General features: G+C 42.0%; 10 protein-coding genes. 5 read left to right on the plus strand and 5 right to left on the minus strand.

Annotation, left to right across the window (positions count from 1 at the left end; translation table 11 throughout):
* Positions 1-46: 46 nt before the first annotated feature.
* Complete coding sequence (locus C6Y06_RS15930; protein ID WP_034664632.1) at positions 47-955, minus strand: diacylglycerol kinase; 909 nt, start codon at positions 953-955, stop codon at positions 47-49.
* Between the two features lie 181 nt (positions 956-1,136).
* On the opposite strand from C6Y06_RS15930, the gene C6Y06_RS15935 reads away from it, so the two are divergent.
* Positions 1,137-2,090 carry a nucleoside hydrolase gene (locus tag C6Y06_RS15935; protein ID WP_106031374.1) on the plus strand — a complete coding sequence of 318 codons (954 nt, stop codon included), beginning with the start codon at positions 1,137-1,139 and terminating at the stop codon, positions 2,088-2,090.
* 228 nt (positions 2,091-2,318) lie between these two features.
* Here the strand turns inward: C6Y06_RS15935 and C6Y06_RS15940 are convergent, their stop codons facing one another.
* On the minus strand, positions 2,319-5,543 hold the full coding sequence (locus tag C6Y06_RS15940; protein WP_106037202.1) for an efflux RND transporter permease subunit: 3,225 nt from the start codon (positions 5,541-5,543) through the stop codon (positions 2,319-2,321).
* A 131-nt stretch (positions 5,544-5,674) separates the two neighbouring features.
* Between C6Y06_RS15940 and C6Y06_RS15945 the strand changes: the two genes are divergently transcribed.
* Positions 5,675-6,520 (plus strand): TetR/AcrR family transcriptional regulator, encoded by an 846-nt coding sequence (locus C6Y06_RS15945; protein WP_060595713.1) that lies wholly within the window; start codon positions 5,675-5,677, stop codon positions 6,518-6,520.
* A gap of 181 nt (positions 6,521-6,701) precedes the next feature.
* On the opposite strand, the gene gatB is transcribed toward C6Y06_RS15945, so the two are convergent.
* The 3 genes from gatB to gatC are packed head-to-tail and all read right to left on the minus strand — an operon-like array spanning position 6,702 to position 9,908.
* Positions 6,702-8,132, minus strand: a complete 1,431-nt coding sequence (gene gatB / locus C6Y06_RS15950) for an Asp-tRNA(Asn)/Glu-tRNA(Gln) amidotransferase subunit GatB (RefSeq protein ID WP_003214292.1) — start codon at positions 8,130-8,132, stop codon at positions 6,702-6,704.
* A 13-nt stretch (positions 8,133-8,145) separates the two neighbouring features.
* Entirely contained in the window at positions 8,146-9,603 is a 1,458-nt protein-coding gene (gatA, locus tag C6Y06_RS15955) for an Asp-tRNA(Asn)/Glu-tRNA(Gln) amidotransferase subunit GatA (RefSeq protein WP_034664650.1), read from the minus strand.
* Between the two features lie 14 nt (positions 9,604-9,617).
* Positions 9,618-9,908 carry an Asp-tRNA(Asn)/Glu-tRNA(Gln) amidotransferase subunit GatC gene (gene gatC, locus C6Y06_RS15960; protein ID WP_003213898.1) on the minus strand — a complete coding sequence of 97 codons (291 nt, stop codon included), beginning with the start codon at positions 9,906-9,908 and terminating at the stop codon, positions 9,618-9,620.
* A gap of 413 nt (positions 9,909-10,321) precedes the next feature.
* Between gatC and putP the strand changes: the two genes are divergently transcribed.
* The 3 genes from putP to C6Y06_RS15975 all read left to right on the plus strand — a co-directional run bounded on the left by putP (position 10,322) and on the right by C6Y06_RS15975 (position 14,182).
* Positions 10,322-11,803: a sodium/proline symporter PutP gene (putP, locus tag C6Y06_RS15965; protein WP_012009183.1), complete on the plus strand. Its 1,482-nt coding sequence runs from the start codon at positions 10,322-10,324 to the stop codon at positions 11,801-11,803.
* A 167-nt stretch (positions 11,804-11,970) separates the two neighbouring features.
* Positions 11,971-12,663 (plus strand): MgtC/SapB family protein, encoded by a 693-nt coding sequence (locus C6Y06_RS15970; protein ID WP_106037203.1) that lies wholly within the window; start codon positions 11,971-11,973, stop codon positions 12,661-12,663.
* Between the two features lie 112 nt (positions 12,664-12,775).
* Complete coding sequence (locus tag C6Y06_RS15975) at positions 12,776-14,182, plus strand: alkaline phosphatase (protein WP_066031201.1); 1,407 nt, start codon at positions 12,776-12,778, stop codon at positions 14,180-14,182.
* Positions 14,183-14,188: the final 6 nt, after the last annotated feature.

Below are 14,188 nucleotides of genomic sequence, written 5' to 3' on the forward strand. Positions count from 1 at the left end.
CATTTGCAAAGAAAAACTTGGCGCCATAAGGAACCAAGTTCAATCTCTACCCTATTTTTTCAGCTGTTGCTTTTGGCACTATAAATTCTATATGACGATACAGGTTTTCAAATTCACCTGGCAGCATGCCGCCGAATTCGCCATCTAAATTTAATTGCATTTTATCTTTTACATCTACCTTCACGCGATTCGCTTTTGCGTAGATGACATTGTTATCATGAATATGCTCGCCTCGCAGTGCAAGGCTGACTACTCGAATGGCTTCTGCTAAATTGACCTTCTTTAAAATAATCAGGTCAAACATTCCATCATCTAAAATGGAATCTGGCGCTAGCTTTTCAAAGCCGCCTACTGAATTTGTGAGTGAAACAAGAAACAGCATGATTTCTCCATGAAACAATTTGCCGTCATATTCAATTTCGACTTCTGTCGGGCGGATAGAAGGAAGCATCTCCATGCCTTTTAAATAATAAGCAAGCTGTCCAAGCATTGTCTTCAGCTTACTAGGCACTTCATAAGTGAGCTCTGTTAACCGGCCGCCGCCTGCAATATTAATAAAATAATGGCCGTTGACTTTACCGATATCAAGCGGCTTCGCTACACCATCAATAATGGCATCTGTCGCTTTTAAAACACCTTCTCGTGGAATGCCAAGTGCTCTTGCGAAGTCATTTGTTGTTCCAACAGGAATGATTCCTAGTTTTGGTCTTTTTTCAAGCGGTGCTAGTCCGTTGACGACTTCATTGATCGTGCCGTCTCCACCTGCTGCTACAATTAAATCAAAGTCTCTCTGTGCAGCTTTTTCAGCTGCTTGTGTCGCATCTCCTGCACATGTAGTTGCATGACAAGATGTTTCATAGCCAGCTTGTTCAAATTTTTGCAAAACCTGCGGCAAATTCTTCTTGAAGAGTTCACGCCCAGATGTCGGATTGTATATAATTCGAGCACGTTTCATTCATCATCATCCTATATTCATTATGCAATCTATTTTCACCACTAACAACCTTTAATTATACTATGAGATTTGAAAATGGCAACAGAACAACCAGCTAATATGAGAAATCTCCTGTCACATTTCACTCAACAAGAAAGCATTCTGATAAGATAAAAGAAAACGCTCTAAAGGATGGTATGCGATGAAAAAGCCTGTCTATTTTAATCATGATGGCGGTGTTGATGACCTCGTCTCGTTATTTCTTCTCCTTCAAATGGAACATCTGAAAGTGATCGGGACGTCTGTGATTCCTGCTGATTGTTATTTAGAGCCTGCTCTCAGTGCGTCTCAAAAAATCATTGATCGATTTAGCCCCTATGAAATTGAAATCGCTGCTTCAAATTCTAGAGGCGTCAATCCTTTTCCAAAAGAGTGGCGCATGCATGCTTTTTATGTAGATGCCTTACCTATTCTAAACGAGAAAGGCATTGTAGATACAAAAGTGTCCAAGCTTCCAGCACACCTTCATTTAATCGAAACCGTTAAAAAGGCAGCAGAACCTGTCACGCTCCTCTTTACAGGTCCGCTCACAGACCTTGCTCGCGCCTTAGAAGAAGATCCTTCAATCTCTAATAAAATTGAAAAATTGGTGTGGATGGGCGGTACGTTTCTTGAAAAAGGCAATGTTGAGGAACCCGAGCATGATGGGACAGCAGAATGGAATGCATTTTGGGATCCTTATGCTGTTAGCACTGTCTTCAAGGAACGCTTTCCTATTGAAATGGTCGCACTTGAAAGCACGAATCAAGTTCCGCTTACACTTGATGTGCGTCAGCGCTGGGCTTCCCTTCGTTCTCACATTGGAATTGATTTTATTGGTCAGTGCTACGCCTTTTGTCCACCGCTCATTCATCATGAAACGAATTCGACCTATTACCTATGGGACGTGCTGACAACGATGACACTTGCTTCTTCATCATTTACCCGTTCAAAGGAAGTGGGCGCGATCGTTTATACCGAGACGCCAAAGCAAGGACGTACAGAAGAACATCCAGATGGAAAGTCAATACAAGTGATTGACCATGTCGATCGTGATGCCTTTTTCCAAGCATTTGAAGAGCTCATGAGAAAAGCTGTTTGTCAGATTTCAACATAAAAAATCCCCGCTAATGAGCGGGGATTCCAGATTATTGACAAAGGGCTAAAATGATCTTTATTTTAGTCCTTTGTCTTTTTTCAGCGTGATAGAAAACCTTTGAAGTCTAGGAAGGACGAGCACCGGAGCGGAGCGAATTGAACATTCGTGAGCACCGGAGCACAGGACTGACAAGGAATGAGGGTTTGTCTAGACGCTGAAAGCCCCGCCAATGAGCGGGGCTCCCTCTTATTCTTCTTCAGCGTACTTTTTCTTACGTCTGAACTTGCTTAAAATTTCATACACGATTGGGACGATGACCAATGTGAGAAGTGTAGAACTTGTTAAACCGCCGATCACGGTCACGCCAAGTCCTTTTGATACGATCTGGCTTCCGCCTTCAAATCCTAATGCGAGTGGCAGCAGTGCACCGATCGTCGCAAGTGCAGTCATTAAGATTGGACGTAATCTTATTGTACCTGCTTCAAGTAAAGCTTCTCTTGTTGAAAGACCTTCTTTTTCTTTATGAATGACGCGGTCAATCAGCACAATGGCATTTGTCACAACGATCCCGATCAGCATGAGCAATCCAATCATGGCGTTTAAGCTGATGGTTTCTTTTGCTAAAAACAATCCAACGAGTGCGCCAATAATCGTAAATGGAAGGGAGAACAGAATCGCAAATGGTGCAAGACCTCCGCCAAATGTGATGACGAGAACGAGGTACACAATGGCAATCGCTGCAAGCATTGCAAGTCCAAGCTGTGTAAAGGATTCCTCAATATCCGCACTTACGCCGCCTGTGTCAATCGTTACGCCAGACTTCACATCAAGCTTGTCGACTTTCTTCTGAACATCCTGTGTCACACTTGAGACGTTGTCTGTTGTCATGTCACCAGACACTTCTGCGTAGATTTTTCCATCACGTTTTGTCACCGTATTTGCTGTCGTACCATCTTTTACTTTTACGACATCACCAATCCGGACTTCTTGTCCTGTTGGTGTTGTGATCTTTTTATTTTCTAAATCTTTTTTGCTCTTATATTCGTCTTTTTCGGTTTGAAGCTTCACATCAAGTTCTTTGCCGTCCTCTGTGACTTTCGTCAGTGTTGTTTCACTATTTTGAGGAGCAATCGCTTGAGCGATTTGTGAAGCAGTTAGACCCAGCTTCGCCAGTTTTTCTTGATCTGCATTAAACGTATATTCATCGTATTTCTCAGATAAGCTTGTGCTGACATTTTTTAAGTTTTTCTCATCTTTTAAGATGTTCTCGACATCTTTTACTGTGCCTTCAATATCGCTTACTTTGTCACCGTAGACATAGTACGTTACTGTATTGCTTGCGCCAGCAGATGAGAAGTCTTGTGATTTCCATTCCCCTTTAGACGTTTTGTCTTGCAGGGCTTTGACCACTTTATCTTTTTCTTTATCAAAGTTTGGCGTGTCTTCATCATATTGTACGAAGAATAACGCACCGTTCGAGTTACCGCCTACACTTGCTGTAAGCGCATTTGAAGAACCTAGTGAATATTGAACAGTATTGACATGGTCACGTTTGATCAAGTATTCTTCTGCTTTTTTCGTTTCATCGATTGCTTGTTCTCTCGTTTGTCCAGGTTCAGGTGTATATGTCACCATCGCCGTCTTATCTGCTTGCTGTGGTAAGAAGCTGACACCGACAAGTGGTGCTAAGAATAAGCTTCCAACAAGCATAAGAATGGCAATTCCTGATGTGATCCATTTATGGTTCAGTGTCCAATTGAGTACACGTCTATAACCGCCAGCAAGCTTGCTTGGTTTATGCTCTTTTACCTTTTTCGCTGTGCCGTACAGGTTCTTTTTAAATAGACTGTGTGCCATCATTGGAACAATCGTAATGGCGACAAGCAGTGAAGCAAGTAAAGCAAACACAATCGTTAGGGCAAATGGGATGAATAGTTCACCAATCATTCCACCTACTAATGCTAACGGTAAGAATACCGCAATGGTCACAATTGTCGAAGACATGATCGGGATAAACATTTCTTTTGTGGCTTCTCTGACGAGTGCTTTGCCTTTTAACGGTTCATCCTTTAACGCCATTCGTCGATAGATATTTTCTATGACCACAATCGAGTCATCGACCACACGTCCAATGGCGACGGTCATGGCACCAAGTGTCATGATATTTAATGTAATATCAAGCTGATTTAATAATAAAACAGCAATCAACAGAGATAACGGAATGGAGATGACCGAGATTAATGTTGATTTGATATCTCGAAGGAACAACATAATGATAATGATCGCAAAGATTGCTCCGATGATTGCCTTGTTTAGCATTGTGCTGACAGACTCTTTAATCGGCTCTGCTTGATCATATGTCGTGCTTACTTTGATTCCTTTGTTGTCTTTTTTGAATTTCTCAAGCTCTTTTGTCACTTCTTCTGCCACACTCACGGTATTGGCATCAGAGCCTTTGACAATTTGCAGACCGATGCTGTCTTTTCCATTCGTTCTAGAGATCGATTCTGCATCTTTTACTACTTTAATATCCGCAATTTCAGAAAGCTTGATCGTCGGCAGCTCTACAGATTGACCGCTTGCTGCTCCTCCACCAGTTTGCTGCTGAGCTGCTGCTTGCTGCTGACTAGCATTTCCAGCCTGCTGCTCTGCACCTTGCGCACCTGGGTTTTCAGTGCCGCTGGATGGTGCCCCAGCTCCAGCGCTTCCAGCACCGCCGCTTGCACTTGGTGTGACAGGGATTCGCATGTTTTTCAAATCTTTGACGCTTAAAATATTGCCGTCCACGACAACTGATTTTTGTTTGTTGCCAAATGTGTATAGACCTAATGGTACGTTGACATCAGAGCCTTTGATCATGTTTTGGACGGTTTCTTCATCTAAACCGTATTCTTTCAATTTCTTTTGTTTAAAAGAAAATTCTACTTCTTTGATTTGCTGTCCTGAAGCTTCGACAGAAGAGACACCGTTTAATCCTTCAAGAGAAGGAACAAGGTCGTTTTCTACTTTCTGTGTAAGGTCTTCTAGTGATTCTTTATCACCAGAGACGCTGAGTGCTAAGATTGGAATCGCGTTGATGCTAAAGCGTGCAATTTTTGGTTTTTCTGCATTTTCCGGAAAATTGATATTGCTAATCGCATCTTCAATTTCCTTCTTTGCTTCATCCATGTCTTTGTTATAGTCGTACTCGACTTGAATAGATGAGGCATTTTCAAATGAATTGGATGTGACCACATTGACTCCGTTGAGGTTTTGAATAGACTTCTCAATTGGGTCGGTCACCTTATCTGATACTTCGTCCGGCGTTGCGCCAGGATACGTTGTAGAAACCGTAATGACTGGAGTGTTGATATTCGGGATTGATTCTTGTTTCATATTCAATCCGGCATATAGACCAGCAACTGTTACGATAATCGTCATGAGCCATACAGCGAACTTATTCTTTAATACAAAATTGATGATCGAATTCATTATGTCCTCCATTTTCCTTTATGTATTGACTGACTGGTCATTCTATATCATAATAAACGGTGATATACAATGCCGTCAACCATTTCACTTGCGTTTGACGTAACATTCTAAAGCTGAAGGGGCCTTATTTCATGAACGAAAAAAAAGAAAAAATCATTAAAGCAAGCATCCAGTTGTTTGCGAAAAAGGGTTTTTCTTCTACGACCATTCAGGAAATTGCAGATGAGTGCGGAATATCAAAAGGCGCATTTTATTTACATTTCAAATCAAAAGAACAGCTTTTCAATCGAGCCTTTGAATATTATATCGACACTTCTATGCAAAGTATTGAAACGATTCGAAAAGAGAATCAGCATCTCGCGCCGAGAAAGATCTTCCAGAAACAAATCGCTGAACAGTTTCAGCATTTTGCTGAGAACAAGGATTTTATCATTTTGATCCTCAGCGAGAACATTATTCCAGAAAACCAGCAAATTAAAAAGTATTCAAAAACAGTGAAAAAGCAAATGAATGATGAAATTCAAATTTCCATCTTGACCACTTATGGACAGGAGATCGAGCCATATATAACTGACCTGTCAGTCATGATTCAAGGAATCATCCAATCGTATGTGCAGGTCCTGCTTTTACAAGATCAGATGCAATTATCATTTGATGAGCTCTCTTCCTTTATACTCGAACGATTCGATGATTTGGTCCAAGGCTTGCTTCGTTCTCAGACGAAACCGATCCTGAAGCAGACCATTTGGGACGATGAAGCGCCGAGTGCTGCTTCCCTTCAAGAGGAGCTTCGTTTGTTAAAGCTTGAGCATCTGCTTTCTGATGATACCCTTGTATCCATTGAAGTCATTGAAGAAGAACTGGTGAAAACTGAGCCTCGTAAGCCAGTCATTCAAGGGATGCTGACGAATTTAGAAAAGTGTGAGGACCCTGCTGTCTTAAAAGTAGTGGAACAATTGAAGCTGTTTCTTCAATAATATTACGTGCTGTTTTTCCGGTTAGTTCACCTTTATCCCCCTTCGAATGTGCACTTTCGCTTATACTTCATTATAAGAAAAGAATCTCCGAATTGATATACGGCGGTGGTCTGAATCTATGATAAGACCCTGTCCTTTCAAGCAAAAAAACCGCCTCTTCTCATGAGGCGGTTTTTGCTATTTAGCGTTTTTTGATTTCTTCTAGGAGAATCTTGTTGACCATCGGCGGGTTTGCTTGTCCCTTCGATGCTTTCATGATTTGTCCGACTAAGAAACCAATCGCGCGGTCTTTTCCATTTTTAAAGTCTTCGATGGATTGCGGGTTGTTATCAAGTGCTTCTGTGACAAGTTTGAGCAGTGCACCTTCGTCAGAAATTTGGACAAGTCCTTTTTCTTTGACGATTGTTTCTGCGTCTCCTCCATTTTCAATGAGCTCTTTGAATACCTTTTTGGCAATCTTAGAAGAAATCGTTCCTTTTTCGATGAGATTGATCATACCAGCCAGGCCTTGCGGCGTTAGCTTAGTATCTTCCAGCTCTTTTTGAGCTGAGTTTAAGTAGGCAGATACTTCACCCATCAGCCAGTTTGAAGCTTGCTTCGCTTCTGCACCTTCTGAAATGGTTGCTTCAAAGAAATCAGACATTTCTTTTGTCAGCGTCAGCACCATGGCATCATATGCAGGAAGTCCAAGCTCATCGATGTAGCGTTTGCGGCGCTCGTCTGGAAGCTCTGGAATGGATGCTCTTACGCGTTCTTTCCACTCGTCATCAATGTACAGCTCCACCAAATCTGGTTCTGGGAAGTAGCGGTAATCATCTGAGCCCTCTTTGACACGCATAAGGATCGTCTTTTTAGACGCTTCGTCATAGCGGCGCGTTTCCTGTTCGATCAACCCGCCAGATAGCAATACTTGCTCTTGGCGTTTCTCTTCGAATTCAAGACCTTTTTGTACGAAAGCAAACGAGTTCAAGTTCTTGAGCTCTGTTTTCGTTCCAAACTCTTCACGGCCGATCGGACGAAGTGAAATATTGGCATCACAGCGAAGTGAGCCTTCTTCCATCTTACAGTCAGAAACGCCTGTATATTGAATAATGGATTTTAGTTTTTCTAAGTACGCATACGCTTCTTCTGGAGTGCGAATGTCTGGCTCAGATACGATTTCAACAAGCGGTGTGCCTTGACGGTTGAAATCGACTAGTGAATACCCGTCGCCTGTGTGCGTCAGTTTACCTGCATCCTCTTCCAAATGGAGACGCGTAATACCGATTCGTTTTGTTTTGCCTTCTACTTCAATTTCAATCCAGCCGTTTTCACCGATCGGTTTATCAAATTGAGAGATTTGATACGCCTTTGGGTTATCAGGATAGAAGTAGTTTTTACGGTCAAATTTTGTATCTGTTGCGATCTCACAGTTCAGCGCCATGGCCGCTTTCATCGCAAAGTTTACCGCTTCTTTGTTCAATACAGGCAGTACGCCAGGATATCCAAGGTCAATGACACTTGTTTGCGTGTTGGCAGCTGCACCAAAAGGTGTCGGCGAGCTGGAGAAAATTTTCGATTGTGTTTTTAGCTCAACGTGGACTTCAAGTCCAATTACCGTTTCAAAGTTCATTCTGATTCACCCCTTACAGTTCAGGTTTTGCTTTATGATGATCTGTTGCTTGCTCGAAAGCGTGAGCCACGCGGTAAACCGTTCCTTCATCAAAGTGCTTGCCGATGATTTGCAGTCCTAACGGAAGACCATTTGCAAATCCACAAGGCACACTGATTCCTGGAACGCCTGCAAGATTCACAGGGATCGTTAAAATATCGTTCGCGTACATAGTCAGTGGATCGCTTGTCTTTTCTCCAATGTTAAATGCAGGAGTTGGCGTTGTTGGCCCTACAATGACATCATACTTTTCAAAAACATCTTCGAAGTCTTTTTTGATCAATGTACGGACTTTTTGTGCTTTCTTATAGTATGCATCATAATATCCTGAGCTAAGAGCGAATGTCCCAAGCATGATGCGGCGTTTCACTTCGTTTCCAAAGCCTTCTGAACGTGTATTTTTATATAAATCAATCAGGTTGTCGGCATTATCTGTACGGTAGCCATAGCGGATGCCGTCAAAGCGCGCAAGGTTCGCAGATGCTTCTGAAGAAGACAGTAAGTAGTAAGTCGCAAGCGCATATTTAGAATGCGGCAGAGACACTTCTTCCCATGTTGCACCAAGTCCTTCTAATACTTTTAACGCTTTGAGAACAGACTCTTTTGCTTCCTCGCCAACACCTTCTCCAAGGTATTCTTTTGGCACTGCAATTTTCATGCCTTTGATGTCTCCAGTTAATGAAGAAAGAAAATCTGGCACGTCGACATTTGCACTCGTTGCGTCCATTTGATCGACACCAGCAATCGCTTGAAGTACGTATGCGTTGTCCTCTACGTTACGCGTAATCGGCCCAATTTGATCTAATGATGAAGCAAATGCGATTAAACCGTATCTAGATACACGGCCATATGTCGGCTTCAGTCCCACAACTCCGCAGAATGATGCCGGCTGGCGAATCGAACCGCCTGTATCTGATCCAAGTGAGAATGGTACTTCACCTGCTGCAACAGAAGCTGCTGAGCCACCACTTGATCCACCTGGAACAGTGTTTAAATTCCACGGGTTTTTCGTTGCTTTGTAGCCTGAGTTCTCTGTAGAAGATCCCATCGCAAATTCGTCCATATTTAATTTACCGATTGTGACTGCTTCCGCATCTCTCAGACGATTGACAACCGTTGCATCATAAATAGGATCAAAGTTTTGCAGGATTTTACTAGATGCTGTTGTACGTAAATCCTTTGTGACGATGTTATCTTTCACACCGATTGGCATACCGAACAATAGACCAAGCTCGTCCTTTTCACCAACTGCCTCGTCCAATTCCTTTGCATACGCACGAGCTTTCTCTTCGTCCAGTGCAAGGAATGCTTGTACTTTCCCGTCTACTTCATTGATTCGTTTATAAGACTCATCCACTAAATCAGAAACAGACAGTTCCTTTTTATGTAAAAGCTCTTTTAATTCAGAAATTTTGTGATCAAACAGTGACATGTCTCAGGCCTCCTTTAGTCCAAAATTGATGGCACACGAATATAGCCGTCTTTATGATCAGGCGCGTTTTTGATGACTGCCTCAATGGAAAGACCTTTATTCGGAACATCTTCTCTCATGACGTTTTTCATTTTTAATACGTGTGTTGTTGGTTCAACGTTTTCCGTATCTACCTCGTTTAACTGCTCTGCAAATGAAATGATGCTATCAAGCTGTTCAGTAAACATTTCAGCTTCTTCTTCTGTGATTGCAAGCCGTGCCAAATGCGCCACGTGCTTTACTTCTTCTATTGAAATTCTAGACATGCAGGTTCACCTCCAAAAATGATACGTGTTCATGGTCATGATCATAAGTCATATACACTTTATCATATCAAATTTTACTGTTCTAAAGCAACTTTGCGGAGGCTTGAGAAGGTAGCCATTCACCCAATCCCCCTTTAAAACCAGAAAGTATGAAAATGATTTGTATCAGGAATTGATTATTTCTCAGAAAATTTTTTCTTTTAAATATTATTGGTAACGCTTACATATGGATTCTCATCAATAATTCACGCATTTTTTTATGTAAGAAGGAGGTTTAAGAAGGTTGATCAGTCGGGAATACTCTGATAGGTTAAGTAACCATAGCAGTGAGCAGACAGCTATATCAGATGTTCTGTGTTTTATATTTTGAATGAGGTGATGTCAAATTAATACGAAAAAGGTGATATGGAAACATGAGTATTGAGATTGGAATTTCTCTATCTATTTATTTTATTGGAATGCTGGCCATTGGCTGGTATGCATTTAGAAAAACAAATGACTTGAATGATTATATGTTAGGCGGACGCGGGCTAGGTCCTTACGTGACAGCTCTATCTGCTGGTGCTTCAGATATGAGCGGCTGGATGCTTATGGGACTTCCAGGCGCGATGTATACAACAGGACTTTCGTCAGGATGGCTTGCTGTTGGTTTGATTAGTGGAGCTTACTTGAATTATCTATTCTTAGCTCCTCGCTTACGATCGTATACAGAGGTTGCTGATGACGCGATCACCATTCCAGACTTTTTTGACAAACGATTTAAAGATTCTTCTACTTTATTAAAAGCTGTCTCAGCTGTCATTATTATGATTTTCTTTACACTGTACACCTCATCAGGTATGGTATCTGGCGGACGTTTATTCGAATCTGCGTTTGGTGCGAATTATATGTTTGGTTTAATTTTAACCTCTAGTATCGTGATCCTATACACTTTATTCGGCGGCTTTTTGGCAGTTAGTTTAACTGATTTTGTTCAAGGGGCCATTATGTTTTTAGCATTAGTGCTCGTGCCGATCGTTGCCTTTACTCAATTAGGTGGTCCAATTGCCACGTATCAAGATATACAACAAATTGATCCAAAATTGCTTGATATATTCAGAGGAACGAGCGTCATTGGCATTATTTCCTTCTTAGCATGGGGGCTTGGTTACTTTGGACAGCCGCACATCATTGTTCGATTTATGGCCATTACGACCGTAAAAGATTTAAAGCCAGCACGTCGTATCGGTATGAGCTGGATGATTGTGTCTGTCATTGGTTCACTGTCTGTTGGATTAGTCGGTGTAGCTTATGTACATGAGACTAGTACCACTTTAGCAGACCCAGAAACCATCTTTATTGTGTTTTCTAAGGTGTTATTCCATCCGTATATTACTGGATTTTTACTCTCTGCCATTTTAGCTGCGATTATGAGTTCGATTTCTTCACAGCTGCTCGTGACTGCAAGTGCAATGACAGAGGATTTATACCGGACCTTCTTTAGAAGGAAAGCGTCAGACAAAGAACTGGTGATGATTGGACGTATGTCTGTACTAGTCGTTGCCATTATCGCGCTTTGTCTTTCACTTAATCCAAGTGATACCATTCTTGACCTTGTTGGTTATGCTTGGGCAGGCTTTGGATCTTCATTTGGTCCAGTTATCCTTCTATGCCTATATTGGAAGCGTATGAACCATCACGGTGCACTAGCAGGAATGGTTGTAGGAGCAGTTGTTGTCTTAACATGGATTTCAACTGGCTTGAATAATACAACTGGCTTGTACGAAATGGTTCCCGGATTTATTTTGAGTGGTTTGACTGCCATCATTGTCAGCCTCTTGACCAATAAACCATCTAAAGCTTCTAAGAAGCTTTTTACCAAAATGGAAAATCATCTTGAAGAAGAAACAAAATAAAGAACATGAAGGGTCATCTGCCTTATGCGGATGACTCTCTTTTTAAATAAAATAAAAAGCTTTTCTTTCTTCTGATTCTGAATAAAATAAGAGTTGTGCAGCCATATGGGCTGTGAGAAGATCATATACATGATGTGAAACGTACATGAAGTGAAGGAGCGATACGCATGTTTTGGACAATTGAATGGGATACGGTCTTAAAATTAGCCGTGGCCACCTTAATCGGTTTGATTATCGGGCTTGAACGAGAGCTGAAGAAAAAGCCCCTCGGCTTAAAAACGTGTATTGTCATTGCTGTCAGCTCCTGCGTATTAACCATCATCAGCATTGATGCAGCCTACAATTTCCCTCGAGTCTCTAAGCTTCAAATGGACCCACTCAGGTTACCGGCGCAAATTATATCTGGTGTTGGTTTTATTGGAGCAGGTGTGATTCTGCGAAAAAGCAATGATGTCATCTCAGGTCTCACGACTTCTGCGATGATCTGGGGAGCAGCAGGACTTGGGGTTGCAACAGGTGCAGGATTTTATAAAGAAGCCTTCCTCAGTCTTTTCTTTATTCTGATTAGTGTCGAATTTCTACCGTGGCTCTTCCAGCGGATCGGACCGATTCGCTTACAGGAAAAAGAAATCCGCATCAGAATGTCTCTTTCTGATCGAAACCGCATGACGGATATTTTAAAAGAAATGAAAGCCCTCAATATTCGCATTCATTCTGTTCGAATTGATGATTTAACAGAAAAGAACTACCCGATTATGGAAGTACGCGTACGCGTGCATAAAGATCGCTATACAACAGATGTGTACTTTGATATTAAAGATCTAAAAGGCGTCGTTGGCGTGAAGTGTGATACGGTATAAAAGGTGGTGAGATAAAAGTCTCATCGCCTTTTTTTATGGGAAAAGGGTTGAACCATCGCCTTCATTCAAATAAAATACAAATTATGAAATAAATGATAAAAGGAGATTTTTCATGGGCTCTATGGATCGTAAAAATCGTATTTTTCTTATGAGTGGGATTCTAGCGGTACTCGTATTAGCTGTTCTATTAACCTCACATGATGTCACTCCCGTATCAACAAATGCGGCAGACAAGAAACAAACGAAAACACCAAAAAATATTATTTTTATCGTTGGCGATGGAATGGGGATGCCCGTGATCAAAGCCTACCGCACATTCAAGCAGGAAAAGCTTGGTTCTACAAAAGCACAAACCGTCTGGGACCCGTATTTAGTCGGGATGCAGACCACACATCCAGATGATCCTCGAGATAATATTACCGACTCAGCAGCCGCAGCCACGGCCATGGCGACTGGGAAAAAGACATACAATGATGCCATCGCCGTCAACCAAGAAAAAGAACCTCTTAGAAGTGTCGTTGAAGCAGCAAAGGAAGCACAAATGAAAACAGCCTTTGTTGTCTCATCTGACATCACCGATGCAACACCTGCCGCTTTTGGCACACATAACGTCTCCCGAAAAAACAAAGAACAAATTGCAGACCACTTTTTTGATGAGAAAATAGGCGGAGAGCACAAAGTTGATATCCTTCTAGGTGGCGGAATGCAATATTTTGATCGAAAAGACCGTAATCTTGTGCAAGAATTTAAGAAGAGCGGGTATTCCATTCTGCGATCAAAAGATGATTTAACCTCTCAATCATCTTCGAAAATGCTCGGCTTATTCCAGGAGGACGAGCTGGATCGAGCCATTGATCGCCCAAAGCATGTGCCTACTTTAAAAGACATGACGCAGGCAGCATTAACCCAATTAAATCAAGACAACCTGCATGGATTTTTCATGCTGCTTGAAGGCAGTACCATTGATTCTGCTGGACATGAAAATGATGTGGTCGGCGCAATGAGTGAGATGGAGGATTTTGAGAAAGCAGTTCATGCGGCTCTTCAATTCGCTAAAAAGGATCAAGAAACCCTCGTCGTCATCACAGCAGATCATGCGACTGGAGGATTTTCCTTTGGCGCAGATGGTATGACAAGTGAGACCGGCTATAAATGGGACCCAGCACCCATTCTAGCTGCTAAGAAAACGCCTGTGTATATGGCAAAGAAAATCGCAGGGGGTCAATCTGTACGTGATGTCCTTGACACCAATATTGATTTCGCGCTCACAAAAGAGGAAATCTCACAGGTAGAGAAAGCGGCACAATCAGGGAAGGCCAGTACGATCCAACTCAGCATTCAACATATCTTTGATCAGCGTTCTTTCTCAGGCTGGACAACCTTTGCCCATACAGGTGAGGATGTCCCTGTCTATGCATATGGACCTGGTAAAGCAGCATTTCAAGGCTGGATCGATAATACAAAGCAAGGAAAGAACCTGTTTCACATTATTGAATCACCGTCCACCTATCGCCCATAAAAAATA

Origin of the sequence: Bacillus sp. MZGC1 (assembly GCF_002998605.1) — a bacterium.
GTDB lineage: Bacteria > Bacillota > Bacilli > Bacillales > Bacillaceae > Bacillus.

Excerpts from the sequence above, each read along its gene's own strand:
- C6Y06_RS15945 (WP_060595713.1), top strand. The coding sequence starts at position 5,675 with ATGAACGAAAAAAAAGAAAAAATCATTAAAGCAAGCATCCAGTTGTTT.
- C6Y06_RS15940 (WP_106037202.1), bottom strand. The coding sequence starts at position 5,543 with ATGAATTCGATCATCAATTTTGTATTAAAGAATAAGTTCGCTGTATGG.
- putP (WP_012009183.1), top strand. The coding sequence starts at position 10,322 with ATGAGTATTGAGATTGGAATTTCTCTATCTATTTATTTTATTGGAATG.
- C6Y06_RS15975 (WP_066031201.1), top strand. The coding sequence starts at position 12,776 with ATGGGCTCTATGGATCGTAAAAATCGTATTTTTCTTATGAGTGGGATT.
- gatA (WP_034664650.1), bottom strand. The coding sequence starts at position 9,603 with ATGTCACTGTTTGATCACAAAATTTCTGAATTAAAAGAGCTTTTACAT.
- C6Y06_RS15930 (WP_034664632.1), bottom strand. The coding sequence starts at position 955 with ATGAAACGTGCTCGAATTATATACAATCCGACATCTGGGCGTGAACTC.
- C6Y06_RS15970 (WP_106037203.1), top strand. The coding sequence starts at position 11,971 with ATGTTTTGGACAATTGAATGGGATACGGTCTTAAAATTAGCCGTGGCC.
- gatB (WP_003214292.1), bottom strand. The coding sequence starts at position 8,132 with ATGAACTTTGAAACGGTAATTGGACTTGAAGTCCACGTTGAGCTAAAA.
- C6Y06_RS15935 (WP_106031374.1), top strand. The coding sequence starts at position 1,137 with ATGAAAAAGCCTGTCTATTTTAATCATGATGGCGGTGTTGATGACCTC.
- gatC (WP_003213898.1), bottom strand. The coding sequence starts at position 9,908 with ATGTCTAGAATTTCAATAGAAGAAGTAAAGCACGTGGCGCATTTGGCA.